Annotated in this window: 14 protein-coding genes; 11 read left to right on the top strand and 3 right to left on the bottom strand. The window is 65.1% G+C overall.

From position 1 onward, the window contains the following. Positions 1–145: 145 nt before the first annotated feature. Positions 146–3,019, bottom strand: coding sequence for a TonB-dependent receptor domain-containing protein (locus RCH14_RS02705; protein WP_343024613.1), 2,874 nt, complete (start codon positions 3,017–3,019; stop codon positions 146–148). A gap of 309 nt (positions 3,020–3,328) precedes the next feature. Continuing rightward, complete coding sequence (gene glnE, locus RCH14_RS02700; protein WP_343024612.1) at positions 3,329–6,082, bottom strand: bifunctional [glutamate--ammonia ligase]-adenylyl-L-tyrosine phosphorylase/[glutamate--ammonia-ligase] adenylyltransferase; 2,754 nt, start codon at positions 6,080–6,082, stop codon at positions 3,329–3,331. A gap of 207 nt (positions 6,083–6,289) precedes the next feature. On the opposite strand from glnE, the gene RCH14_RS02695 reads away from it, so the two are divergent. From RCH14_RS02695 to aroG, 4 genes are all read left to right on the top strand, one after another. Then, positions 6,290–10,417, top strand: coding sequence for a YhdP family protein (locus tag RCH14_RS02695; protein WP_343024611.1), 4,128 nt, complete (start codon positions 6,290–6,292; stop codon positions 10,415–10,417). A 1-nt stretch (position 10,418) separates the two neighbouring features. Beyond that, the gene (locus RCH14_RS02690; protein WP_343024610.1) at positions 10,419–11,216 is read left to right on the top strand and encodes a carbon-nitrogen hydrolase family protein; all 798 of its coding nucleotides are present in this window, start codon (positions 10,419–10,421) and stop codon (positions 11,214–11,216) included. Between the two features lie 103 nt (positions 11,217–11,319). Beyond that, on the top strand, positions 11,320–12,780 hold the full coding sequence (gene tldD / locus RCH14_RS02685) for a metalloprotease TldD (RefSeq protein ID WP_343024609.1): 1,461 nt from the start codon (positions 11,320–11,322) through the stop codon (positions 12,778–12,780). A 314-nt stretch (positions 12,781–13,094) separates the two neighbouring features. Continuing rightward, complete coding sequence (aroG, locus tag RCH14_RS02680) at positions 13,095–14,153, top strand: 3-deoxy-7-phosphoheptulonate synthase AroG (protein ID WP_343024608.1); 1,059 nt, start codon at positions 13,095–13,097, stop codon at positions 14,151–14,153. An 82-nt stretch (positions 14,154–14,235) separates the two neighbouring features. Here aroG and RCH14_RS02675 read toward each other — a convergent pair whose 3' ends face one another. Further along, positions 14,236–17,067, bottom strand: coding sequence for a TonB-dependent receptor domain-containing protein (locus RCH14_RS02675; RefSeq protein WP_343024607.1), 2,832 nt, complete (start codon positions 17,065–17,067; stop codon positions 14,236–14,238). A gap of 582 nt (positions 17,068–17,649) precedes the next feature. Between RCH14_RS02675 and RCH14_RS02670 the strand changes: the two genes are divergently transcribed. The 7 genes from RCH14_RS02670 to rluB all read left to right on the top strand — a co-directional run bounded on the left by RCH14_RS02670 (position 17,650) and on the right by rluB (position 26,766). Beyond that, a complete protein-coding gene (locus RCH14_RS02670; protein ID WP_343024606.1) occupies positions 17,650–18,588 on the top strand; it encodes an ABC transporter permease in 939 nt (312 codons plus the stop codon). Then, positions 18,588–19,604 (top strand): ABC transporter permease, encoded by a 1,017-nt coding sequence (locus RCH14_RS02665; RefSeq protein WP_343025035.1) that lies wholly within the window; start codon positions 18,588–18,590, stop codon positions 19,602–19,604. The genes RCH14_RS02670 and RCH14_RS02665 overlap by 1 nt, the downstream gene beginning before the upstream one ends. Then, a complete protein-coding gene (locus tag RCH14_RS02660) occupies positions 19,601–21,292 on the top strand; it encodes an ABC transporter ATP-binding protein (protein ID WP_343024605.1) in 1,692 nt (563 codons plus the stop codon). The genes RCH14_RS02665 and RCH14_RS02660 overlap by 4 nt, the downstream gene beginning before the upstream one ends. 108 nt (positions 21,293–21,400) lie before the next feature. Continuing rightward, positions 21,401–22,345, top strand: a complete 945-nt coding sequence (locus tag RCH14_RS02655; protein WP_343024604.1) for a VTT domain-containing protein — start codon at positions 21,401–21,403, stop codon at positions 22,343–22,345. 185 nt (positions 22,346–22,530) lie between these two features. Further along, a complete protein-coding gene (locus RCH14_RS02650; protein ID WP_343024603.1) occupies positions 22,531–23,532 on the top strand; it encodes a glucokinase in 1,002 nt (333 codons plus the stop codon). A gap of 419 nt (positions 23,533–23,951) precedes the next feature. After that, a complete protein-coding gene (gene scpB, locus RCH14_RS02645) occupies positions 23,952–24,686 on the top strand; it encodes an SMC-Scp complex subunit ScpB (protein ID WP_343024602.1) in 735 nt (244 codons plus the stop codon). Beyond that, positions 24,673–26,766 carry a 23S rRNA pseudouridine(2605) synthase RluB gene (gene rluB, locus RCH14_RS02640; RefSeq protein ID WP_343024601.1) on the top strand — a complete coding sequence of 698 codons (2,094 nt, stop codon included), beginning with the start codon at positions 24,673–24,675 and terminating at the stop codon, positions 26,764–26,766. The genes scpB and rluB overlap by 14 nt, the downstream gene beginning before the upstream one ends. The last annotated feature ends 201 nt before the right edge of the window (positions 26,767–26,967 follow it).

Raw genomic sequence — 26,967 nt, 5'->3', positions numbered from 1 at the left:
TGTGTATTTACTAAATTTCGATATCACATGTAATTGACTAGGCGGTTACTTGCTGATCTAAGTTTGGCGGGACGGCAAAAAGCCCGCCGGGCTTGCGCCTGGCGGGCTTTTTACGCAATTAAATTGCGGTTTACCGACGAATCACTTAAAACGACTGATTGTAGCGAACGTAGACAAATCGATCGATCGGCAATTCCGGGCTGACCGACGACGACGACGAGTTGCCGCCGGTGGCCGAGCCTGCGCTGTAGTTGATGACCGGTTTCTTGTCGAAGATGTTGTTCGCGCCGAGCAGCAGCTTGGCGTTCCATGGCAGCGCGTAACCGATCGACAGGTCGCCGTACCACATCTCCTTGGCGCGGGTGTAGCCGGTGCCCCAGCTGGTCTTGGCGGTCGGATCCGAGCATTCGCCCGGCAGCGTCAGCGAGAAGCAACGGTTTTTCTGGCTGCTGTAGAAGCGGGCCGTGAAGGTCGCGCTCCAGTTGCCCATGTTCCAGTCGAGCGACGTGTTCGACTTGACGCGGAACGTGTCGTATTCGCCGGCCTCCTCGATCCATTCCGAATCCGGGGTCGACTGGCGCTTGTACGTGTCGGTGTAGGTCGTTTCGCTGCGGATGCCGAACTGGCCCCAGGCCGTGCGCGGCAGGCGGTAGTTGATTGCAAGGTCGACGCCTTCGGTCTCGACCTTGCCGCGGTTGGTGTTGCCGATCTGCAGATCGACGACCTGGCCGCTGGCGTCACGCGTGATCAGCGAGCAGAAGTTTTCCACGTTGAACAGGAAGCACTCTTCGATCGTGTCGGTGGCCGACACGCCCGTGATCAGGTTGTCGATCTTGATGTTGAACCAGTCGACCGAGACCGACAGGCCCGGCACGCTCGACGGACTGAGGACCAGGCCCAGCGTGCGGGTCTTGGCGGTTTCGGGCAGCAGGAAACTGTTGCCGGCGCCGGTCGTGAACGGGAACGGGGTCTGGCCGCCGGTGGCAGGCACGTTCGCGCCCGTCTGGTTTTTCTGGCGGAAGCCTGCAGGCACGCCGCGCGCTGCGCAGCGCTGGGCCACGGCCGGGTTGACGGCCGCTTCGCCGACGACGCTGTCGCAGGCGTCGAGGTAGCTGGCGAAGGTCTGCGAGCCGCCGCCGAACGTGTCGCCCAGGGTTGGCGCGCGGAAGCCTTCGGCGTAGGTACCGCGCGTGAGCAGGTCACGTACCGGTTTCCACATGAAGCTGGCCTTGCTGTTGGTGGTCGAGCCGAAGTTCGAATAGTCCGAATAACGCGACGCCAGATTTACGCTGAGCAGTTGGGCGAACGGCACGTCCTTGAGCAGCGGGATGTTCGCTTCCAGGTAGGCTTCGCGCACGGTGTAGCGGCCATAGGTCGGATTGCCGGCCAGGCTCGACGAGAAGCCCGAGCGCTCGAACTGGCCCGGCACGTCGTTGCCGCGCACTTCGCGGTGCTCGATACCGCCGGCAACGCCGACGGCGCCAGCTGGCAGCGTGAACAGTTCGCCGCTGAGGTCGGCGGTGGCGCTGTTGACGACCGAGCTGTAGGTGGCTTGGGCGGTCGACATCACGTAATCGAGCGCTTCCGGGGTCGAGGCCGATGGGCCGCCCAGGATGTTCCATGGGGTGCATTCGCCCAGGCCGACCGGCGCGGCGGCGGTGCCGCACTGGACGATGCCTGCAGCATTGCGGAACGACGGACCGAGGGCGCGCTTGAGGTTGATGAGGTTCAGGTCGCCATAGCCGGATACCTGGCCGTCGACCTTGCTGTGGTTGTAGCCCACGCTCCAGTTCCACGGCAGCGTGCGGATCGAGAACTCGCCTTCCAGCGAAGCGTCGATATGCAGGCTGCGGTTGCTGTTGTCGGTCACGCGCGGCACTTCGATCGTGCGGCGGTAGAAGAACAGGTCCTGGCCATTGCCGGCGCCGGCCACCGCGTTGCCGTATGGGTTGTAGTAGCTGTCCTTGTCGACATACACCGGGAAGCGGGCCTGCGAGGTCGAGCTCAGCGGATAGCCGGCGACCGTGCGCGACGACTTGCGGTCGGCGTACATTGCGGTGGTCTTGAAGCGCATATTGGCTGGCAGTTCGACTTCACCCTTGACGAAGAGCGACGTCAGCTTGCTTGGCGTCAAAAAGTGCATCTGGCTGGTCGGGTTGAACAGGTCGGCCGGCGCATTGGTGAAGGGATGGTAGTTGGCCGGATTGCGCGAGTCCTGGCCGGTGCCGTCGCCCAACGGGCCGCCGGTGTGGTTCAGTACACGGTCAAAGCCGCTCGCGGCGCCGGTCGGGCTGACCTGGCGGATACGGCCCCATGGGCCGCTGCCCAGCGCCGAATTCGGCCGCGTCGGGCCATTCGTCGTGGCGGTGATGTCGCGCGTGCGCGCCCAGACGCCGCCCTGGTCGGTATGGGTCAGGCCGAACAGCAGCGACGCCTTGTCGTCGCCGGCGCCGTAGGTGACCGAGTAGTCCTTGGTCTTGCCGTCGTTTTCTTCGTTCTGGCCGTGGTAGACGCTGACCTGGCCGCCCTGCATGGTTTTCTTCAGGATGATGTTGACCACACCCGAGATCGCATCCGAACCGTAGATCGACGAAGCGCCATCCTTCAGGATTTCGACGCGCTCGATCAGCGCCGACGGGATCGTCGACATGTCGGTGTAGCCGTTGACCGACTGGGTCCAGCGCTTGCCATCGACCAGCACCAGCAGGCGCTGCGCGCCCAGGTTGCGCATGTCGAGGAACTGGCCGCCCTGTTCGCGGCCCGCGCCCAGCGACGAACCGCGTGAGAAGGCGGGCACGCCGGCCGACGACATGCTGTTGATGATGTCGCCGACCGTGACCAGGCCACTTTTCTGAATCTGTTCCTGGCTCATCACCTGGACGGGCTGCGCCGTTTCCAGGTCGACCTGGCGAATGCGGGAACCGGTCACTTCGACGCGCTGCAGAGCTTCTTGCGCAATGGCGGTCATCGACGTCAGCGCCAGCGTCACGGCGAGTGCGATCTTGGTACGTTGTTGCATGTGCTCTCCATCCTGCGCTCCATGGGTGTGGGGCAGTTTTTATGATTGATAGGCGAAAACAGTGCATGGCCAGCAAACGGCGATACCTTTTTGCTGATATGCATGCACACGAAGTATCAGAACATTCCACATTAAGGGGTGTCAATGCGCGAGGAGGACATTTCTGTGGCAAAAACAACAGTTGGTAGAAAGAAACTAAATGACTGAAAAGTCAGCAGTATGTACGTGCTTTTGGGGTGCAATAAATGGTGCTTCTGGCTGGAAGTAGTGCTGAATAAACGCAGGCGCACCGGGGTGGTGCGCCTGGCATCAATCGGTAAAACAGGCGTGCCACAGGCGCAATACGCTGTCGGGATGGGCGCCCACCTGGGCCGGCTCGACCCGCGTCTTGTCGTGGCCCTGCAGCCGCACGCTGTGCTGCAGCTTGCGCATGGCGCGATACGCTGCAGCGACCTCGCTGGCCAGGGCCGCGTCGATCAGGCCCAGTTCGCCGCACAGGTGCAGCAGGGCGATGTTGCCGGCGTTGGCGGTCAGCTGCGGGTAGGTGTGCGCGTGGCGCAGCACCAGGTATTGCACGATGAACTCGATGTCGATCATGCCGCCCGCGTCGTGCTTGAGATCGAACTGGGTGCTGCGGTTCAGGTTCGCGTCATGCATGCGCGCGCGCATCTGCACGACCTCGTTCTTCAGCACCGCCGCCTGGCCAGAGCGGTCCTTGCGCAGCACCTGTTCGCGGATCGCCTCGAAGCGCGCGCCGATGGCGGCGTCGCCGGCGCAGAAGCGCGCCCGCGTCAGTGCCTGGTGTTCCCAGATCCAGGCCGCCTCGCTCTGGTAGCGCTCGAAGGCGGCGAGGGACGAGACCAGCATCCCGCTGGCGCCATCCGGGCGCAGGGCGATGTCGATGTCGAACAGAATACCGGCCGGCGTCGGCGCCGTCATCCAGGTGATGAAGCGCTGGGCCAGCCTCGCGTACAGCGGCGGCGCGTCGCCATCGTCGTCCTCGTATAAAAAGATCACATCCAGGTCGGACACGTAGCCGAGCTCCTTGCCTCCCAGCTTGCCGTAGGCGATGACGGCAAAGCGCGGTACCTCGCGGTGGTGGCCATTGACCGCGCGCCAGGCGTGCGTCACCACGGCGCCGACGATCGTGTCGGCCAGTGCCGACAAATGATCGGCCAGGTGCTCGACCGACAGTTCGCCGGCCAGGTCAAGCGCCAGCAGGCGGAACAGCTGCGCGTGGTGCGTCTCGCGCAGGATGTCGAGCTGGCGCTCGGTGTCGCCGGCCGCGTCCGTCAACTGCGTGTCGAGCGTGGCCGCCAGTTGCGGCAGCGCTTCGGCGCCGGCATTGCGGTCGTCCAGCAACTCGTCGAGCAGGATCGGGTGCTGGGTCAGGAACGTCGCGGCCCAGCCGCTGGCATTGATCATCCGGATCACGCGCCCTAGCGTATGCGGGTATTCGGTCAGCAGCGCCAGGTAGGCCGAGCGGCGCGCGATCGCCTCGAACAGGTCGAGCAGGCGCCCCAGCGTGGCGCCGTGGTTGCCCATGCCGGCGTCCTTCACGACGGTGGCGATCAGGGGCAGGGCGGCCTCGACCAGCGCCAGCAGGCGCACGCGGCTGAAGTCGGGCAGGCTGGCCAGGCGCGCGCCCTGCAGCGTGTTGGTCAGGCGGGCGGCGGCACTTCGCGTGTCGTTGAAGCCCAGGCCGGCCAGGCGTTGGGCAAGCGCATCGAGGTTGTCCAGGTCGTCGACGAGGGCCGGCGCGTCGGGGTCCTGGTCGGGCGTTTCCTTGTCGGCGAAGATGGCGTCGAACTGCTGCGCGACGTACGTGCGCTGTTGTTCCAGCCGCGCGAGCAGGGTGGCTTCATCCGGGCAGCCCATCATGCGCGCCACCGTCAGGCGGTCGTCGTCGCTCACCGGCAGCGTGTGAGTCTGGGCGTCTTCGAGATATTGCAGCCGGTGTTCGAGGTTGCGCAGGAAGGTGTAGGCCGCAAGCAGGCGTTCGACCGTGTCGACCGTCAGGAGCTCGCGCTCGGCCAGCAGGAGCAGCGTCTTGCGCGTGGAGCGCTCGCGCAGCGCCGGATCGCGCCCGCCGCGAATCAGCTGGAACACCTGGGCCAGGAACTCGATCTCGCGGATGCCGCCACGGCCCAGCTTGACGTTGTGGCTGCGCTCGGGATGCAGGCGCTCCTGGCGCTTGACCTCGGCGCGGATCTGGGCGTGCATCGTGCGAATCGCGTCGATCACGCCGAAGTCGAGGTAGCGCCGGAACACGAACGGCTGCACGATGGCGTCCAGCGCCGCGATGTCGTCCGGCTCGCCCGTGACGGCGCGCGCTTTCACCCACGCATAGCGTTCCCATTCGCGGCCCTGGACGATCAGATATTCTTCGACCATGCCGAAGCTGGCCGCCAGCGGGCCCGACTTGCCATTGGGGCGCAGCGCCATGTCGACCCGGAACACGAAGCCATCCTCGATCACTTCGGACAATGCCGCGCTCAGGCGGCGCCCCAGACGGATGAAGAATTCGTGGTTTGACAACTGGCGCTGGCCGGGCGCGGCGGCTGTCTCGCCGTCTTCCGGGTACACGAAGATCAGGTCGATATCCGACGACACATTGAGCTCGCCGCCACCCTGCTTGCCCATGGCCAGCACGATCAGGTGCTGCGGGCGGCCCGAATCCTCGCCGACCGGCATCCCGTGCGCCGCGACCAGCTCGGCCATCAGGCTGGCCACATGGGTCTGGATGGCGAAGTCGGCAAAGGCCGTCATCGCGGTGACGACTTCATCGAGGTCGGCCTGGCCGCCGAGATCGCGCGCGACGATGGTCGAGATCAACAGGTTGCGCACCCGGCGCATGGCGCGCTCGAGCGGCAATCCTTTCGCCAGTTCGGTCTCGAGAAGGGCGCGAAAATCGGCGTCCGCCAGCGATAATGCGGACAAGCTGGCGAGCTGTGCGGCGCGCTCGGGCGCCGCGCCCAGCCAGCGCGCGACGAAACGCGACGCGCTGGCAGGAACAACAACAGTGGCTGGGGCAGTCTGTGGTGCAGGGGAAACTTCGGTCATCGTTGATCCTGGGAAACGCGATGGACGGCCGCTTCAATAGGCCGTTAGTCGGGGCCGGCAGGCAGTCGATGCGTTAAAATGGCCGGCTAACAGGCCGTCGATGCTGCCCGGGTCAGCACCGATGGTAAGGTAGACGCCGCAACGCATGCAAGCGACCTGTTTTTTTAGCTATACATTTTTCGGCGAGCCTTTGTTATTAGCACCTTGATGCACAACCCGGATCCGCAGGCGACGTCCACGTCCCGGCCGCTGGCCGTACGCTGGCGCCGGCTGCGCGCGTGCTACCGCTTCGCGAACCTGGCCTCGCACCATGTGCTGGGCTTTGCCGTCAAGCTGCTGCTGATCGTGTATTTCGCGCTGGCCGTGCTGTTCCTGGTGCTGCGCTACGCCATCCTCCCCAATATCGACCTGTACAAGAACGACATCGAGCGCGTGGCCGGCCATGCGCTCGGCGGCCGCGTCACGATCTCGCAGCTGGCCGCGTCCTGGCACGGCATGCGCCCGGCGTTGTTGCTGCGCGACGTGCGCCTGCACGATCGCCGGGGCCGGCAAGTGCTGGCCTTGCCGCAAGTCGACGCCACGGTCGGCTGGTGGAGCATCGCCGCGCTCGAACCCCGTTTTGCGTCCCTTGACATCATCGGCCCGCGCCTGTCCGTGCGGCGTGGCCGCGACGGCGTGCTCGTCGTGGCCGGCGTGCGGCTCGACCAGCAGCAGGGCGATGGCGCCGGCGCCGACTGGCTGCTGCGCCAGCGCGAAATCGTGATCCGCGATGGCCGCGTCGACTGGGTCGACGACTTGCGCGGCACGCCGCCGCTGGCGCTGCAGGGCGTCACGCTGGCGCTGCTCAACCGCTGGGGTGCGCACCATGTGGCGCTGACGGCGACGCCGCCGGCGCGTCTGGGCGGCCCGATCGATATCCGCGCGCGCTTCCGGCACCGCTTCGGCCAGCAGCCGTCCGATGTCACGCGCTGGAAGGGCGAGCTGTACGCCGACCTGCGCGACGTCGACCTGGGCGCCTGGAAGCGCTTCGTCGATTATCCGATCCAGCTCGAACGGGGCCGTGGCTCGCTGCGCACCTGGATCAGCGTGGACCAGGCCCGCCTGGCCGGTTTTACTGCCGACCTGGCGCTGGCCGGCGTGAATGCGCGCCTGGGACCGGACATCGCGCCGCTGCAACTGGCGCGCGTGTCGGGGCGCCTGAGCGCGCGCGAAACCCTGTTGCCCGGCAAGGTCGACGGCAAGCCGACCTTTGGCGCGAACGGCCACGCAATGCGGCTCGACAATTTCACGGTGGTGGCGCGCGATGGCCGCGCCTTGCCGCCGGCCACGCTCGAACAGACCTGGCGCCCCGCCGCCGATGGCAAGCCCGAGCAGGGCACGCTGCGCGCGCAGGGCCTCGATATCGGCGCACTGGCTGCGCTGGCCCAGTACCTGCCGATTTCTCCCGTGCAGCGTGGCTTGCTGGCCGATTACGCGCCGCGCGGGGTGTTGCAGGATGTCAGCGCCGAATGGGATGGGCGCTATCCCGGTGTGACCGGCTGGCGGATCCGCGGTGACGTCGCCGGGCTGGCGCTGAAAGCCCAGGCCGCGCGCCCGGGACGGGCCGCCACACCCGGTTTCGAGAACCTGAGCGGGCGCATCGACGCCAACGAGCGCGCCGGCAGCGTCAAGCTCGACTCGCAGCAATTTGCCTTGACGATGCCGGCCTGGTTCGCCGAGCCGCGCATGCCGTTCGACCGCCTGGCCCTGGCTGCACGCTGGCAGTTTGACGCGGGCCGGCAATTGCAGGTCGATATCGACGATCTGGACTTTGCGCAGGGCGCGTTCAAGGGCTCGGTCTCGGGCCGCCACACTATGCCGCTCACGCCGGGGCATGGGCCAGGCACCGCCGACTTCAGCGGCAGCCTCGATGGTTTCCCGATCGACAAAATCGGTACCTTCCTGCCGCTGGCCACGCCGCACGGCCTGCACGACTGGCTGGTCGGCGCGCTGCAGGGCGGCCAGCTGCACGACACCACGCTGCGCCTGCGCGGCGACCTCGCGCAGTTTCCGTTCAAGGCCGCCGACACCGGCGAATTCCGTGTCGCCGGACGCCTGGCAGGCGCGCGGCTCGAATACGCGCCCGGCCACCGCCATCCGGACGGCACGCCGCTGTGGCCACTGGCCGAAGCCATTGACGGGCGCATCGTGTTCGACCGCGCGCGCATGGAAATCAATGGCAAGAGCCTGCGCACGCTGGGCGTGGCGCTGTCGAACGTCAAGGCCGTGATCCCCGACCTGGGCGCACACGACAAGATGATGCTGGAAATCGACGGCGCCGGCGCCGGGCCGCTGCAGGAATTCCTGCGCTACGTGGCCGCCACGCCGGTGCTGGGCTGGATCGGCCACTTCACCGAAGACACGCAGGGCAGCGGCAACGCAAGGCTCGATCTGAAGCTGCGCCTGCCGCTGTCGCACCTGAACGACGCCAAGGTGCAGGGCAACCTGCAATTGCAGGGCAACGAGGTGGTGCTGTTCCCCGAACTGCCGGCGCTGCAGAATGCCCAGGGACGGATCGCGTTCCACGACCATGGCTTTGGACTGGAAGGCGTCGGTGCTGATTTTCTGGGTGCGCCGCTGGCCGTGGGCGGCGGCACGGCGCCTGACGGCAGCACGCGCGTGACGCTGGCCGGCACGTTGTCGGCCGAGGGCATGCGCCGCACCGCACCGGTGCCGGCGTTGGGCCGCCTGGCCGGGCGCCTGTCGGGCAGCACGCCATATCGTGGCGAGATCGTCGTCAAGGCCGGGCGCCGCACGATCACCATCGATTCGGCACTGGCGGGCCTGGGCATCGAACTGCCGGCCCCGCTGAACAAGGTGCAGGACGCCAGCCTGCCGCTACATTTCGTGCTCGAGGGCGAGCCAACCGTCGAGGGCCTGGCGCGCGACGTCATCCGCGTCGGCGTGGGGCCGGGCCTGGCTGCGCGCTATGAACGCGAAAAGCAGGGCAAGGGCGCCTGGCGCGTGACCCATGGCGGTATTGGCGTGAACGTGCCGGCGCCGCGCCCCGAGGGTGGCCTGATGGCGCACCTGGACATGAAGGCGCTGAATGTCGACCATTGGCTGGCGGCCGGCCGCGCCATTGCCGGCATGGATGCAAACGCGCCTGCTCCGGCGGCAGATGCGGCCCCGGCCGGCGGCGCCGATGTCACCCAGTACGTGCTGCCGACGGTGGTGGCCGGGCGGGTGGGCGAACTGACGGTCGGCGAGCGGCGCGTGGCCGACGTGGTCATTGGCGCCACGCACGTGGGCGACACGTGGCGCGCCAACCTGCATTCGCGCCAGGCCAGCGGCTACCTGACCTGGGCCGAGACACCCAGCGGCCTGGGCAAGGTCACGGCCCGCCTGGCCTCGCTCGTGATCCCCGAATCGGCCGAGGCCGAGGTCAAGGACCTGCTCGAGTCGAACAAGGGCGCCACGGCCAGCATCCCGTCGCTCGACATCGTGGCCGAGCGTTTCGAGCTGTTCAACACCAATCTGGGACGCCTGGAACTGAACGCCAGCAATGTGCGCGCACTGGCCGGGCGCGAGTGGCGCATCGACCGGCTTGCGCTGAGTAATCCCGATGGCAAGCTGAACGCGTCGGGCCGCTGGCTGACCAAGGATGGCAAGAGCAATACCAGCCTGAACTTCGCGCTCGACATGGACAATGCCGGGCGCCTGCTGGACCGCGTGGGCTTCCCGGACACGGTCGGGCGCGGCAACGGCTATCTGCGCGGCGACATCTCATGGGCCGGCCTGCCGTACGCAATGGACATCCCGAGCCTGTCGGGGCAGATCGAGATGAACGTCGAATCGGGCCAGTTCCTCAAGCAGGACCCGGGCGCGGCCAAGCTGCTGGGCGTGCTGAGCCTGCAGGCCTTGCCGCGCCTGCTCAAGCTCGACTTCCATGACGTGTTTTCCGATGGCCTGGCGTTCGACGGCATCACGGCCAACGCGATGATCACGCGCGGCGTCGTGCGCACCGATAACCTCAAGATGCATGGCGTGGCAGCCACCGTTTTAATGAACGGCACGGCCGACATCGCCAACGAGTCGACCAATCTGCGCGTGGTCGTGATCCCGGAATTCAATCTGGGCACCGGACCGCTCGTGTACGGCCTGGCCGTCAATCCGGTGCTGGGCCTGGGCGGCTATCTGGCCCAGTTGTTCCTGCGCGCGCCGGTGATGAAGGCGCTGACTTACCAGATGCAGGTGACAGGACCGTGGAAATCGCCGACCATTACCAAAATCCCCAACGGACCTGACAGCGCATCCGCCGCCCCCACTGCCACCCCCACTGCCAGCAAGGAATGACATGACGACCGTAGCCGCGATCCAGATGGTTTCCACTCCACACCTTGACGACAACCTGGTCACCGTGCGCCGCCTCGTGGCCGAGGCCGCCGGCAAGGGCGCCACGCTCGTGGCCCTGCCCGAGTACTGGCCGATCATGGGCATGACCGATGTCGACAAGGTGGCGCTGGCCGAAGCGCCGGGCGCCGGTCCGATCCAGGACTGCATGGCTGAACTGGCGCGCGAACACGGCATCTGGCTGGTTGGCGGCACGCTGCCGCTCGTCTCGCCCAGCGCGGGCAAGGTGCTCAATACCACGCTCGTGTACGACCCGCAGGGTGTGTCGATGAGCCGCTACGACAAGATCCACCTGTTTGGCTTTAACAAGGGCGCCGAATCGTACGATGAGGCGCGCACCATCGTGCCGGGCGATGCGGTCGGCGTGTTCGATGCGCCGTTCGGGCGCGTCGGGCTGTCGGTGTGCTACGACCTTCGCTTTCCCGAGCTGTACCGCGCGATGGGCGAGTGCGCACTGATCATCGTGCCGGCGGCGTTTACCTTCACCACCGGCCGGGCGCACTGGGAAGTGCTGCTGCGCGCGCGTGCCATCGAGAACCAGTGCTATGTGCTGGCCGCGGCCCAGGGCGGCATGCACGTCAATGGCCGCCGCACCTGGGGCCACAGCATGCTGGTCGACCCTTGGGGCGAGGTCAAGGCGGTGCTGCCCGAAGGCGAGGGCGTGATCACGGGCGAACTCGATCCGGCGTTCCTGCGCGGGGTACGCGACAGCCTGCCGGCGCTGCGGCACCGCAAGCTGTAACACAGTCTGTCATGCGGGGCGGGCGCGCCCGCCTGGCGCGACGATGCGAACCAACCGTATATGGCACAATGCCCGTTCCAACCGACGCCTGAAGCGAACCACCATGACGCCATTCGAACCGAATCTTTCCGCCATCGCCGTTGCGCGTGACGTTCTCCTGACGCCATTCGGCCTGGACGAAGACAAGCTGCTGCGCGCGCTGGGAACGATGTTCACGCACAAGGTCGACTATGCCGACCTGTACTTCCAGTTCACCAAGAGTGAAGGCTGGAGTCTCGAAGAAGGCATCGTCAAGAGCGGCAGTTTCTCGATCGACCAGGGCGTCGGCGTGCGCGCCGTCTCGGGTGAAAAGACGGCATTCGCGTATTCGGACGAGATTTCCGAAGGGGCGCTGCTGGACGCCGCTGCTGCCACGCGCACCATCGGGCGCCAGGGCGCCGGGCGCATCAAGATCGCGCGCAGCACCCAGCACAGCGGCGGGCGTTCGCTGTACCTGCCCAACGATCCATTGGTCTCGCTCGATGCGACGGCCAAGGTGACGTTGCTCGAGCGCGTCGAAAAAATGGCACGTGCGAAAGATCCGCGCGTGGTCCAGGTGATGGCGGGCCTGGCCGGCGAATACGATGTCGTGCTGGTGCTGCGCAGCGATGGCGTGCTGGCGGCCGATATCCGGCCGCTGGTGCGCGTGTCGGTCACCGTCATCGCCGAGCAGAACGGGCGGCGCGAAGTCGGCTCGTCCGGCGGCGGCGGGCGCTTCGACTATGGCTATTTCACCGACGAGGTGCTCGAGCGCTATGCGACCGATGCCGTCAAGGCGGCCTGCGTGAACCTGGAAGCGCGGCCGGCGCCGGCCGGCCCGATGACGATCGTGCTGGGCCCGGGCTGGCCTGGCGTACTGCTGCACGAAGCGGTCGGCCACGGTCTGGAGGGTGACTTCAACCGCAAGGGCTCGTCGTCGTATGCCGGCATGATCGGCCAGCGCGTGGCGGCCAAGGGCGTCACCATCGTCGACGATGGCACGCTGCAGGACCGGCGCGGCTCGCTCAATGTCGACGACGAAGGCAATCCGACCCAGTGCACGACACTGATCGAGGACGGCATCCTGAAAGGCTATATCCAGGACACCATGAACGCGCGCCTGATGAAGATGCCGGTCACCGGCAATGCGCGCCGCGAATCGTTCGCGCACCTGCCGATGCCGCGCATGACCAACACCTATATGCTCGCCGGCGACAAGGACCCGCAAGAAATCCTGGCCTCGGTCAAGAACGGCCTGTATGCGGTGAACTTCGGCGGCGGCCAGGTCGATATCACGAACGGCAAGTTCGTGTTTTCGGCCAGCGAGGCCTACATGATCGAAGACGGCAAGGTTACCTACCCGGTCAAGGGCGCGACGCTGATCGGCAATGGTCCTGAAGTCATGAACCGCATCTCGATGATCGGCAACGACATGCGCCTGGATTCGGGCGTGGGCGTGTGCGGCAAGGAAGGCCAGAGCGTGCCGGTGGGCGTGGGCCAGCCGACATTGCGCATCGATGGCGTCACGGTCGGCGGCACGGCTTGAAGCTGCGTGGATGCTGCGCGGCTGTGGTATCCGGTAACAAGCTGTCTGTACAAGCCGTCATCGACGGATAAAGGGCTTGCCAAGTTTTGCGGGTTGTTGCTATAGTCAATTGACCAAACACGGACGACCTCATGCGCCACGCTTTCTTTACCTGCTTTTTTTACTTTAGCCATTCCAGCCTCAGGCGGTGGAACAGCAGCGGGTACGCGCAGTAAAAGTCCCGGCAGCATCCAGACAAACCGCCAGCAATGGCGGTTTTTTTATTTTCAGACGAACTAAAACCGAACTCAACCGAGCACGAAAGAGAGTCCAGCATGCCCCGCACCGACGACCTACGCATCCGTGAAATGAAGGAACTGACGCCGCCCTCGCACCTGATCCGCGAGTACCCCGTCACCCCGGCGGCCGAGCAGACTGCGGCCGGCGCACGCGTCGATCTGCACCGCATCCTGCATGGCCAGGACGACCGCCTGATGGTGGTGATCGGGCCCTGCTCGATCCACGACCCGAAGGCCGCGCTCGAGTACGCCCGCCGGCTGGCAGAACAGCGCCAGCGCTTGGCCGGTGAACTCGAGATCGTGATGCGGGTCTACTTTGAAAAGCCCCGCACGACGGTCGGCTGGAAAGGCCTGATCAACGACCCGTACATGGACAACAGCTTCCGCATCAATGACGGCCTGCGCATGGCGCGCGAGCTGCTGCGCGACATCAACGCGATGGGCCTGCCGGCCGGCACCGAATTCCTCGACGTGATCAGTCCGCAGTACATCGCCGACCTGATCAGCTGGGGCGCGATTGGCGCGCGCACGACCGAGTCGCAGGTGCACCGCGAGCTGGCGTCCGGCCTGTCGTGTCCGGTCGGTTTCAAGAACGGCACCGACGGCAATATCAAGATCGCGACCGAGGCGATCAAGGCCGCCTCGCAGCCGCACCACTTCCTGTCGGTGACCAAGGGCGGCCACTCGGCCATCGTGTCGACCTCGGGCAACGAGGATTGCCACATCATCCTGCGTGGCGGCAAGACGCCGAACTACGACGCCGCCAGCGTCGACGATGCCTGCCGCCAGATCGCCGCGCTGGGCCTGGCCAGCCGCCTGATGATCGACGCGTCGCATGCCAATAGTTCGAAAAAACCCGAGAACCAGGTGCCGGTGTGCGCCGACATCGCCGCGCAGATCGCAGCCGGCGACGATCGCATCGTGGGCGTGATGATCGAATCGAACCTGGTGGGCGGGCGCCAGGATCTGGTGCCGGGCAAGGAATTGACGTATGGCCAGTCGGTGACCGATGGCTGCATTGACTGGGACAGCAGCCTGCAGGTGCTCGATGGGCTGGCGGCGGCGGTGCGCCAGCGCCGCTTGCGGCAAGAGTAAAGCATGCGGCGCACGCTGCGCCGCAGCCATAACGACAAAGGGGCGCACCGAGGTGCGCCCCTTTCGTTCTAACTTACTGCGATCAGAACTTGGCGGTCAGGTTCAGGAAGATATGACGGCCCATCGCGTCATACACCTGCGGGTAGGTGTTGCCGTTGCCGAAGACGGCAGCGACCACGCCCGACAACGGTGGGTCCTTGTCCAGCGCATTGTTCACGCCTGCGCGCAGGGTGAAGTTGCGGTTGATCTGCCAGCTGCTGACCAGATCCAGGTAGTTGCGTGCGCCGAGGCTTGCATCCGCTGGTTCCGATTCGGTGTCCAGGTCAACACCGCGCACATAGCGCCAGGTTGCGCCCAGTTCCACGCCATTCCAAGGGGTGCCCCAGACAGCGCGCAGCTTGTGACGCCATTTTGGCAGCGGCACGCCGCAGGTAGGACCATGCAGGCCGGCGCATTCACGCGTATCGCCGCCTGGCAAGTCCTGTTGCTGGAACTCCTTCAGGTAGGTACCCATCAGCGACAGGTTCAGGCTGCCCCAGGCGCCCATCTTGGCGTTCCAGTTCGCACCCAGGTCAATACCCTTGGTCGATGCCATGCCCAGGTTCTGGTTGGTGGCGACGATCTGCGCGGTTTCCAGTGCCCACAGGGTGCCCAGACGGTCACGCGTGATCAGCGAGCAGAATGTCGGGTCGCCCGTTGCCAGACACGAGTCGAGGCTGGTCGTTGCCGGCAAGCCGCCGATGATGCCCTTGACCTTCATGTCGAAGGCGTCGATGGTGATCGACGTGTTGCGCGTCGGTGTCAGCACCAGGCCCAGCGTGTACGAGTCGGACTCTTCCGGTGCCAGTTTCGTATTGCCGCCGGTGATCTGGTTGTACTGCTGGGCCGGCGAATCGACGATGTTGCCGTACTGGGCAGCAGTCACGCCAGTGCGTGCGCACTGGGCCAGGGTAGCGGTTGGGGTCTCGCCGGCGCATGGGTCGGACGACATGTCGTACAGGCCCAGGCCGGCCGGCGTGTACAGTTCGACCACGTTGGCGGCGCGTGCGGCGCGCTGATAGCTGAAGCGGAACTTCGCTTCCTTGATCGGCGCCCATTCGATGCCCGCACCATATGAGCTGGTCTTCTGGCCGGTCGAGTAGTCCGACTTGCGATAGCTGGCCGTGGCGTTGAGCTGGTCGGCGAACGGTTGCTTCTGCAGGATCGGGATGCGGGTTTCGGCATAGTAGTCACGCACGCTGAACTGGCCGCTCACGTTCTTGGTCGGGCCGCCCTGGCCAGCCAGGTCGCCCGATTCGAAGGCGGCATCGTTGTCCAGCGACAGTTTTTCGGTGCGGTGTTCCCAGCCGAGCGCCAGGCCGATGCCCTCGGTGCTGGTCGGGAGCTTCAGACCGTATTCGCCCAGGTCGGTCGACAGATTGACGCCCTGCACGGTTTGCGACGTGCTGCCGCGCTGGAAGCCCGGGGTTTGCAGGTAGGTCAGTGCTTCCTGGGTGATGCCGCCGAGGCTCCAGATATTGTAGGGCACGCAGTTCGGATCGATGCCGTTCAGGGTGCTGCGGCAGACCGGTGCACCGTTGGCGCCACGGACGACGTCCAGTGCGCGCGCGCTGCGGGCAACCGAGAAGTCATTGAAGTAGGTTTCGGCGTAGCGGACCTTGCCAACCTGCGCGAAGACGTCGTATTTCCAGTTGCCGACATCGCCCTTGACGCCGACCACGCCGCGATAGGACGTGTGGTTCAGGTCGTCGCGGCGGCCACCGCCTTCGACGTTGCGGCGGAAGATCACCAGATCGGCCGTGTCGCCCGGCGCGTTCAGGCCCAGCGTCTGGCGCCAGGCATTCGACAGCAGCGGGTTCTCGAACGTGATCGCATTGGCACCCGAAGCGTCGAGGCCGAACAGGCCGGACGGCGCGATCTGGGCGACGGTGCTGTCATCGTGGAAGCTGGCCTCGCCGTAGACGCGGGTCTTGTCGTTGATGTCGTAGTGCGTGAACGAGCTGAACGTGTAGCGCTCCGACGGACGGCGGAAATAATTCAGCGGGCCGAAGTTGTAGGCATCCCTCGCGCCAACATATGGACGCACGCCGCCGTTCGCATCGGCCACGGTGAAGCTGCGCGTGCCGACCAGGAAACGGCCCGGGAAGCTGGTGCCTGAGCCGCCGCAGTTGAACGTGTCGCCCGTGGTGGAGCCGCCCAGCGAGCACGCCGTGAAATCACGCTCCGATTGCAGCAGCGCGTCTTCTTTCTTGTAGCCCAGGAACACCACGGCATTGCCGCGGCCGTCGGCGAAGTTGCCGCCCATCGTCAGGCTGATGTCCTTGACCTTGGCGTCGGCGCTCTTGTCGCCCGGCAGCTGGAAGTTGCGGCGCGTAGCGGCATCGGCCGCAGGCCCGCCATTTTGCTGGTGGTTGTAAAACTGGTAGTTGCTGTCGATCTGGACGCCCTGGAAGTTGTCGTCCATGATGAAGTTGACCACGCCGGCCACGGCGTCGGAGCCGTAGATGGCACCGGCGCCGCCGGTCAGCACTTCGACGCGCTTGACCAGGCCCACCGGGATCTGGTTCAAGTCGGCGGCCGGATTGCGCGGGCTGCCTGCCGGCAGGCGGCGACCATTGACCAGCACCAGGGTGCGGTCGGCGCCGAAATTGCGCAGGTTGACGGTGGCGGTGCCGGTTGAGCCGTTCGAGACCGAGCCGCCCTGGTCAGCGAAGACCTGGGGCAGGTTGTTCAGCAGGCTCTCGACCGAACGCACACCTTCGAGCTTGATGTCCTTGGCGTTGACGACGGTAACCGGGCTGATGCTTTCCAGGTTGGCCGTGGCGATGCGTGAACCGGTCACTTCCACGCGCTGAGGTTCGCCTGTAGCGGGCGCCGTGTCCTGGGCGTGGGCCGCCGAGAACGCGACGATCATGCCGCCTGCACAGATCAGCCGAACCGATCGAGATAACACTGTTTCAACCATCATGTCGATTTTCCCAGGTAAGACCTGCAGGGCGGATGTCGCCTGCAGTGATGTCATTGGATTGCCACCGCGAATAGCGGCGTCGAATTTTTACTACCTGGCAATAAAAACATTTCCAGTAACGCAGTGTCAACGTATAAAGTCTTTACGAATCAAAAATACAACTGTGCGCCCACGAGTCTGTACAAGTATGCATTTTGGTGCTAGTCATGATTCCGAAATGAAAAATAATATGTGGAATATCCTTAGGCAAATATAGTTTGCGCGGTATTTAATGCGGTGATTGGTAAGGAAATTGGCAGATATCGCTTTTTAAATGTATGCATGCGAATCATCCATGACATGTTATCGCTACCTTTTTTATGTCACAAATGTACGTACGTAAGATAACCCATGTCTATCACCCCATGACATCCTGCATCTGTCGGCCCGCTCCGATATGCGCTATCGTGTCGGGTTAGCAACGTCTGCATCGGCGTCGCGGATTTCGCGGGACATGGCACGTTTGCCTGGTTCCGGTTCAGGAGTTTCATGGTTGCTTATATCGTCCGGCGCCTGTGGCAAATGTTGCCGACCATGGCGGGCGTCGTGCTGCTGGTGTTCGTGCTGTTCAACTGGGTCGGCGGCGATCCGGCCTATCTGTTGGCCGGCAAGATGGCCGATGCCAACGCCATCGAGAACATCCGGCGCCAGCTGGGCACTGACCAGCCATATCCGGTACAGTTGTGGATCTTCGTGCAGCAGATCCTCACCTTCGACTTCGGCAATGCCTGGAGCACGGGCGAACCGGTGGCGCAGATCATCACCAGCCGCCTGGGGCCGTCGCTGACCGTCCTGATCCCGCTGACGGTGCTGGAAGTGTTCTTCGGTATCGCGCTGGCGCTGGGCATCGCCTTCGTGCGCGGCTCGCTCACCGACCGCGCGGTGATGCTTGCCTGCACGGTGGGCATGTCGATCTCGATCCTGGTCTATATCTCGGTGTTCCAGTACGTGTTTGCCTACCAGCTGGGCCTGTTTCCGGTGCAGGGCTGGGGCAGCAGCCTGGGCGAGAATCTGCTGCACTACGCGCTGCTGCCGATCATCATCGGCCTGGCCGTCTCGATTGCGCCGACGCTACGCCTGTACCGCAGCTTCGTGCTCGATGAAGTGGGGCAGGACTATGTGCGCACCGCGCGCGCCAAGGGCTTGAGCGAGCGCCGCATCGTCTGGGTGCATGTGCTGCGCAATGCGGCCATTCCCATCATCACGCACGTGATGGCGAACCTGCCGGCGCTGTTGATCGGGGCGTTCCTGCTCGAGCGTTTCTTCGGCATCCCCGGTATCGGGCGCGAAGTCATTCTTGCCGTCGAACGCAGCGACTTTCCGGTGATCAAGGCGATCACGGTCTACGTGGCGGCCGCGACGATGGTGTTCAACCTGCTGGCCGACCTGCTGTACCGCGCCGTCGATCCGCGCGTGCAATTCCGATGATGACGATCCCGACGTCCGCCGATTCGGCCGGCTTGTGGACGCTGGCCTGGCGCCGCCTGCGGGCGGACCGCGTGGCGATGGCGGCCCTTGCCGTCGTGGCCGGCTTTTTGCTGCTCGTGCTGCTCTCGGGCACGGGCCTGGTGGCGGCCGATTGGGAAGACGAAGTGGCCGTCAATTATGCGCCCCCTGGCTTTGTCGGCGCCGATGCGACGGCGCGTGCACTGGCCCAAGCGCAACTGCCGCGCGCCACGCCGCCGAATGCGTTTGACCCGCTCGCGGCCGAACTGGCGGTGCTGCAGGCACAAATGGCAGTGACGCATCCGCCGGTCGCCAAGCGCACGACGCTGCCTTTTGGTGCCGATAAATGGGGCCACGACATCGTCAAGAAAACGATCAAGGGCGGCGAAACGTCGATCGTCGTCGGCCTGGTCGCTGCGCTGCTGGCGGTCACGCTGGGCACGCTGTTTGGCGCGGTCGCCGGGTTTTTCGGGGGCTGGATCGACGACCTGTTTAATTGGTTCTACAGCATCTTCACATCGATTCCGTCGATCCTGATGATCCTGACCGTGGCCGCCGTGCTGCAGCAAAAGGGCGTGACGACCATCGTGCTGATCCTGGGCCTGACCGGCTGGACCGGGCCGTTTCGCCTGATGCGCGCCGAGTACATCAAGCACAGCGCGCGCGAATACGTGATGGCGGCCAATGCCATCGGCGCGTCGAACTGGCAGCGCATGTTCGTGCATATTCTGCCGAATGTGTCGCACGTGGCGCTGGTGCAGATGTCGATCCTGGTGGTGGGCTTCATCAAGGCCGAAGTGATCCTGTCGTTCCTGGGCTTTGGCGTGCCGGTGGGCACCGTCTCGTGGGGCAGCATGCTCAACGAGGCGCAGAATGAACTCATCCTCGGCAAGTGGTGGCAACTGGCGGCCGCCGCCGGCGCCATGGCCGTGCTCGTCACCAGTTTTTCGCTGTTCGCCGACGCCTTGCGCGACGCGCTCGACCCCAAGATCAAATGACCCAGGATACGAACCCTTTGCTCCGGGTGCGCGACCTGCGCATCGCTTTCCGGGTCGACAGGCAGCGCACCAGCGAGGCCCTGAAGGGCGTCTCGTTCGACGTGCCAGATAACGGCACGGTGGCGCTGGTGGGCGAATCGGGCAGCGGCAAATCGGTCAGTTCGCTGGCCGTGATGGGGCTGCTGCCGCCCGAGACCACGATCGTCGATCCGGGCTCGCGGATCGCGTTCGCGGGCCGCGAGCTGCTCGGCCTGCCGCTGGCCGCGCGGCGCGCCTTGTGCGGCAAGGACATCGCGATGATTTTCCAGGAGCCGATGTCGTCGCTCAACCCGGTGTTTTCGGTCGGGTTCCAGATCGGCGAAGTGCTGCGCCAGCACATGGGCATGGACAAGCGTCGGGCGCGCGCCCGCACGCTCGACCTGCTGGCCGAAGTGGGTATTCCCGATCCCCAGCACAGGATCGACGCCTATCCGGGCCACCTGTCGGGCGGCCAGCAGCAGCGCGTGATGATCGCGATGGCCATTGCCTGCGAACCCAAACTGTTGATCGCCGACGAGCCGACCACGGCGCTGGACGTGACGATCCAGAAGCAGATCATGGACCTGATCGCGCGCCTGCAGCGCGAGCGGCGCATGGCTGTGCTGTTCATCACGCACGACCTGGGTCTGGTGGGCGAGATCGCCGATCGCGTGATCGTGATGCGCCACGGCGAGGTGCGCGAGGAGGGCACTGCCGCGCAAGTATTCGGCGCGCCGCAGGATGCCTATACCCGGGCACTGCTGCATTGCCGGCCGTCGCTCGACGCCCGCCCGCTGCGCCTGCCGGTGATCGACGATTATCTGGCGGGGCGCGTGCTGTCAGGCGCGCAATTACCGCAGCGCGTACGCGGTACGCACCCCGACGATGCGCCGCTGCTGGTGGTCAAGAACCTGGCCAAGAGTTTCTGGACGCGCGAGGGCCTGTTCGGCAAGCGCGAATTCAAGGCGGTCAAGGATGTGTCATTTACGCTGGCGCGCGGCAAGACGCTGGGCGTGGTCGGTGAGTCGGGCTCGGGCAAGACGACAGTGGGCCTGACGCTGTTGCGGCTGCACCGCGCGACGGGCGGCTCGGCGCTGTTCGAAGGACGCGATCTGGTGACCATGTCCGACCGTGAATTCCAGCCCTACAAGCGGCGCATCCAGATCATTTTCCAGAACCCGTATGCCTCGCTCAATCCGCGCTTTACGGTCGGCCAGATCCTGCTGGAACCAATGCGCATCCATGGCATCGGTGCACACGAGGCCGAGCGCGCCGCGCTGGCGCGCACCTTGCTGGGGCGCGTCGGCTTGCCGGACGCGGCGTACGGGCGCTATCCGCATGAATTTTCGGGCGGGCAGCGTCAGCGTATTGCCATTGCGCGCTGCCTGACGATGCAGCCCGACATCCTCGTCTGCGACGAATCCGTTTCGGCGCTGGATGTGTCGGTCCAGGCCCAAGTGCTCAACCTGCTGCAGGATCTGCAGGACGAATTTGGCCTGAGCTATATCTTCATTTCGCATGATTTATCGGTCGTGAAATACATCGCCGACCAGGTGATGGTGATGCAGAACGGCGGCGTGGTGGAGGTGGCCGATGCCGACGTGCTGTACCGCAATCCGCAGCACCCGTACACGAAGTCGCTGCTGGCGGCGATCCCGCGCGGGGTGTAATTACGGGTAGTTGTCGATGCTGCGAAAGACCGTTGCGAATATGCTAAACAGGCTGCCGAAACAGGACACATTCCTGTGCCGCGCGTGCAATTCACGTACACTGTGACGATGCCCCAGTTAGTCGAACTCATTCAAGTCTATGGCGTGCTGATCGTGTTCGGTATCGTTCTCGTCGAGCAGTTTGGCCTGCCTATTCCCGCCTACCCGATCCTGATCGTGGCCGGTGCGCTGTCGGTCGATGCCGACGTCAGCTGGCAGTTCGTATGGCTCGCCGCCATCGGCGCCTGCTTCATTTGCGATGTGTTCTGGTTCCGCGCCGGGCGCTTCTATGGCAAGCGCATCCTGCGGCTACTGTGCAAGATTTCGCTCTCACCCGATTCGTGCGTCAACCAGACCGAAGACCGCTTCAGCAAGTTTGGCGTCAAGTCGCTGCTGGTGTCCAAGTTCATCCCGGGTTTCAATATCATCGCGGCGCCATTGTCGGGCGCGATGGGCGTGGCCGCCAAGCCGTTCGTGCTGTATGCCATCACGGGCGCGGCGCTGTGGAGCGGCACCGGCATCCTGCTCGGCGCCTGGTTCCACGACAGCGTCGACGACGTGCTCGATATCCTGTCGACGATGGGCAGCACGGCGCTGGTCGTCGTCGCCAGCGTCCTGGCCCTGTTCATCGCCTTCAAGTATGCCGAGCGGCGCCGGCACCGTTCACGCAACGGCGCCGAGCGCATCGAGATGGCCGAATTGCTGGCGCTGATCGACAGCGGCGAACAACCGGTGCTCATCGATGCGCGCAGCCTGACCGCGCAGGACCTCGAAGCGCCCATTCCCGGCGCGCTCATTTTCCGCGCCTGCGAGCCCGGGCAACTGATGGCTTCGCTCGACCGCGGGCGCCAAATTGTGGTCTACTGCAGTTGTCCCGACGATGTGACGGCCGCCCAGGTCGCCCACCAGTTCGCGGCCAACGGCTTTCGCCGGGTGCGGGCCCTCAAGGGTGGGCTCGATGCCTGGAATGGTCGCGGTGATGCTGCATCATCGCTCGATCCGGCGCCCTGCTGATTGGGCAGGCGCGCACTGCGGCGTCCAGCGTAGTGTTATTACGGCCAAATAGCCTACTTTTTACGTGGGTGCTCCCCGAAAAATCCCATTGTCTGTAGCTAAACTACAGATAGTTCTTGTCTTGCATGCAAAATATTTAGTAAGCTTGCGGCTTCGCCTCCACTGTGCCCGCAATGACCGCTTCCATGTCCATGACCGAGATTCCCCGCCTGCATGCTGGCGGCCCCCGTCTGCTGGCCGATATCGGCGGCACCAATTGTCGTTTTGCGCTGGAGCGCGGTCCCGGCCAGCTCGACGGCATCGAGGTCTTGCCATGCGCGGCCTATGCGACGCTGGGCGACGCCATGCGTACCTATCTGGCCAGCCCGACCGTCCAGGCGCTGACGTCCAGCCCCATCCGGCATGCGGCGCTGGCGATCGCCAATCCGGTCACGGGCGACTATGTGCGCATGACCAACCACCACTGGGAATTTTCGACCGAGGCATTGCGGATCGAATGCGGCTTCGAGATCCTGATGGTGGTCAATGACTTTTCGGCGCTGGCCCGTTCGCTGCCACATCTGGGCGAGCACAAGCGTCAGGTCGGTGGCGGCGTGCCGCAGCCGGACACCGCACTGGGCCTGATTGGCGCCGGCACCGGCCTGGGCGTCTCGGGCCTGATTCCGTGCGCCAGCTCCTGGACGGCATTGCGCAGCGAAGGCGGGCACGTCAGCTTCGCGCCGGTCAACGATGACGAAATCGCGATCCTGCAATTTGCCTGGCGCGAGTACGACCACGTCTCGTTCGAGCGTTTCCTGTCCGGCGCCGGCGTCGAGCTGATCTACCGCGCTCTGGCCGATCGCGCCGGCAGTCCCGACGAGCGCCTCAGCGCGGCCGAGATTTCGCGTCGCGCACTGTCCGGCGAGTGCCTTCTGTGCGACGCCGTTCTCGAAGCGTTCTGCGGCATGCTCGGTACCGTGGCCGGTAATCTGGCCGTCACGCTTGGCGCGCAGGGCGGCATCTATATCGGTGGCGGCATCGTCCCGCGTCTTGGTACACGCTTTGACCGCTCGTCATTCCGCCGCCGCTTCGAGCAAAAAGGCCGCTTCGTCCACTACCTGACGGCTGTGCCGACCTACGTCATCACCGCCGAGTACCCCGCTTTTGTTGGTGTGTCAGCGATTTTGTCGGAAGAACTGTCAGACTGACGTCACTCGCTGCCTGCTGCATGGATGGACGCTTGTCCACTGCGCTGTTTTATCGGGTACAATGACCGCCAGTTGCAAGAAATGTCGTCGTCTGCCCGCGTGCCGCACAGGCCGCTCCCCGGCGCCTCCCTAATATGGCGAGTGCGTCGATACGCCGCGTTTCACAACGAGCATCAACACTCAGAGGCAGGTTGCCCGCGACGGGTTCCTTGCCCATCGTGCAATAGACTGTCCGGCGCATCAGCCCCGGACCCACGGATTCCAGTATCAGGCAGCAGATCGCAAGCAGCAGCGTCGCCGCGCACGTACCGGCATCGCGCACTGCGTGATTGCCCGACCATGGCCGTGCTTGCCCTGGTTCTGTTGCGCGAATTCTGTTTCTGCTACCGCTATTGTTTGTGGATTGACGACATCGCACTATGAATACTGACGAGGCCAAGCGCGTCCTCGAAACCGCCTTGCTGTGCGCCCGCGAGCCGATGTCGATCCACGGCATGAAAAAGCTGTTCGCCGACGTCGATGGGGGCGGTCGCAGCCATGGCGCAGGCGTTGGCGCCGATACGATCAAGATTTTGTTGGAAGAGCTCCGCCGCGACTGGGACGGCCGCGGCATCGAGATCGTCAGTCTGGCATCGGGCTGGCGTTTCCAGAGCCGTCCCGAGATGAAGCCGTATCTCGACCGGCTTGCACCCGAGAAGCCGCCGAAGTATTCGCGGGCGACGCTGGAAACGCTGGCCATCATTGCCTACCGCCAGCCGGTCACGCGGGGCGACATCGAGGAAATTCGCGGCGTCGCGGTCAATTCGCAGACGATCAAGATGCTCGAAGACCGCGGCTGGATCGATGTCCTCGGCCACCGCGAGGTCGTAGGGCGCCCGGCGCTGCTGGGCACGACGCGCCAGTTCCTGGATGACCTGGGCCTGGCGTCGCTGTCGCAGCTGCCGCCACTGCAGGCGCTGGCCGAGGGGCCGGATGCACGCAGTCTGGAAGCACTGGAAGCAGCACTGAACGACAATTTTGAGAAGGCGGACGCCGGCGCGCCCGTCCCACAACCGGACACTTCACCGATTGAAGTGTCGATACCAGACCTGACAGACGACGGAATTGCCGAGGCGGGTCAGCACAATAAAGATACGAATAATGAACCCAACTGAACCAACCGAAAACAAGCCTGTCGACGCAGCCGATGCCGCCGCCAAGCCGAAGCGCCGCACCAAGGCCATGATTGCTGCCGAGTCGGCTGCTGCCGAGTCCACTGGTGCCGTGTCCGCCGCGCCCGCTGCGGAAACGCCGGCCAAGGCGAAGCGCACCCGCAAGGTCGCTGTCGCCGCGGAAGCGGGCGCCGACGCGCCGGCTGCGGTTGTCGCGGAGCCGGCTGCCGACGCGCCAGCCGCGAAAGTGCGTAAACCACGCGCCATGAAGGCCGCCAAAGAAGTCCAGGCCGCCAAGGAAGAGCTGGCCGCAGCGCCGGCCGCCGATGGCGTCGACGCTGCACCGGCACCTGCACCAAAGCCGCGCGGTCCGCGTCAGATGCGCGAAAAGCGCGCCGAACGCGAAGCACTCGAGCAGCTGGCGGCGCCCGCCGTGGTCGCTGAAGACGCGGCGCCAGCGGGCGACACGCCTGCTGCTGATGCTGTCGACGCCGCTGGCACCAGCGCCGACGGCGCGCCGCAAGGCCGCGGCCGTGGCCAGCAAAAGCCGGGCATGCGCAACCAGCAGAGTAACCGTCCGGTGCAGGGCGCCGGTCGTCAGGGCCAGCCGGTCAAGCAGATCGGCCGCAACGGCAAGCCGGGTAAGCCTGGCGGCAAGCCGCAGCCACTGGACGAGGCCGACAACGTGTTCTCGTTCGTCACCTCGGACGACTTCGACGCCAACGACGGCGCCCGCCGCAATGCCCCGGTCAAGGCCGTGCGCCGCGACCTGACCGCCGACGACGACGCGCCGAAGCTGCACAAGGTGCTGGCCGAAGCGGGCCTGGGTTCGCGCCGTGACATGGAAGACCTGATCGTTGCCGGCCGCGTCTCGGTCAATGGCGAGCCGGCCCACATCGGCCAGCGCATCCTGCCGACCGATGCCGTGCGCATCAACGGCAAGCTGATCCAGCGCCGCGTGAGCAGCAAGCCGCCGCGCGTGCTGGTGTACCACAAGCCGGCCGGCGAAATCGTCAGCCATGACGATCCGGAAGGCCGTCCATCGGTGTTCGATCGCCTGCCGTCGATGAAAGCGGGCAAGTGGCTGGCCGTTGGCCGCCTTGACTTCAACACCGAGGGCTTGCTGTTGTTTACGACCTCGGGTGACCTGGCCAACCGCCTGATGCACCCGCGCTACAATATCGACCGTGAATACGCGGTGCGCACTCTGGGCGAGCTCGAAGAAGGCATGCGCCAGAAGCTGCTGGCCGGCGTCGACCTCGACGACGGCAAGGCGGCATTCTCCAAAATCCAGAACGGCGGCGGCGAAGGCATCAACCGCTGGTACCGCGTCGTCATCGGCGAAGGCCGTAACCGCGAAGTGCGCCGCATGTTCGAGGCGGTCGGCCTGACCGTTTCGCGCCTGATCCGTACCCGCTATGGTGCGATGACCCTGCCAAGTGGCCTCAAGCGTGGTCGCTGGGAAGAGTTCGAAGAAAACGATGTCCGTTCGCTGATGACCGCTTTCGGTGTCGAGAAAAAAGCGGCCCCGGAGAAAAACGCCAAGTCGGGCGGCAAGCCGGGCAAGGGTCCGCGTCCGAACGGTGCGCGCGACAGCGAGCGTGGCAGTGAACGTGGCAATGAGCGTGGTAACGAGCGTGGCAACAGCCGCGGCCCTGAGCGCGGCAACGTGCGCAGCGCCGGCGGCGACGATGAGCGTAACAACGACCGCAGCGATGGCAACCGCATCGACCGCGCCGATGCCAACCGCAATGTCGATCCGTTCGGTCCGCAAGCAACGCGCGTGGGCAGCACCCGCGGCCAAGGCATCCTGAATGGCCCGGTGCCTGGCAACAAGCCAGTCGGTGGTCGTCCGGGTGGCCAGGGTGGTGGCAAGGGTCGCGGCGCCGGTTTCGGCGGTGCGCAGGGTGGCAAGACGGGTGGCGCTGGCGCCAGCAGCCGCCCACGCCAGCCCGATCCATTGCAGACCACGTTCGGTTTTGCCAACACCGGTGGCGGCGCACGCCGTAGCGGTGGTGGTGGCGGCCAGGGTCCGCGCGGCGGCGCCGAGCATGCGGCGCCCCGTCGCGGTCGTCGCGGCTAAGCGCCATCGGGTGCAGGCTGCCGATGGCAGTCTGCCAACTGTTGTATAGCTGCCCATTTTGGCGTGCGGATCGCGAGCTGATTGCGAGGCAAGCCGAAAAGCAGTATAATTTGCAGCCTAATCGAAGACCTTCCCGACGTGTTGTTTAGCGTGCATCCGGTGTAAGCGTCATATTTTGGTTGGATTGTAAGTACAAAAAGA

The organism is Massilia sp. MP_M2 (genome assembly GCF_039123635.1).
Lineage (GTDB): Bacteria > Pseudomonadota > Gammaproteobacteria > Burkholderiales > Burkholderiaceae_D > Telluria.
The sequence above is the reverse complement of the archived record's forward strand: the minus strand, read 5'-3'. Positions and strand labels throughout refer to the sequence as shown.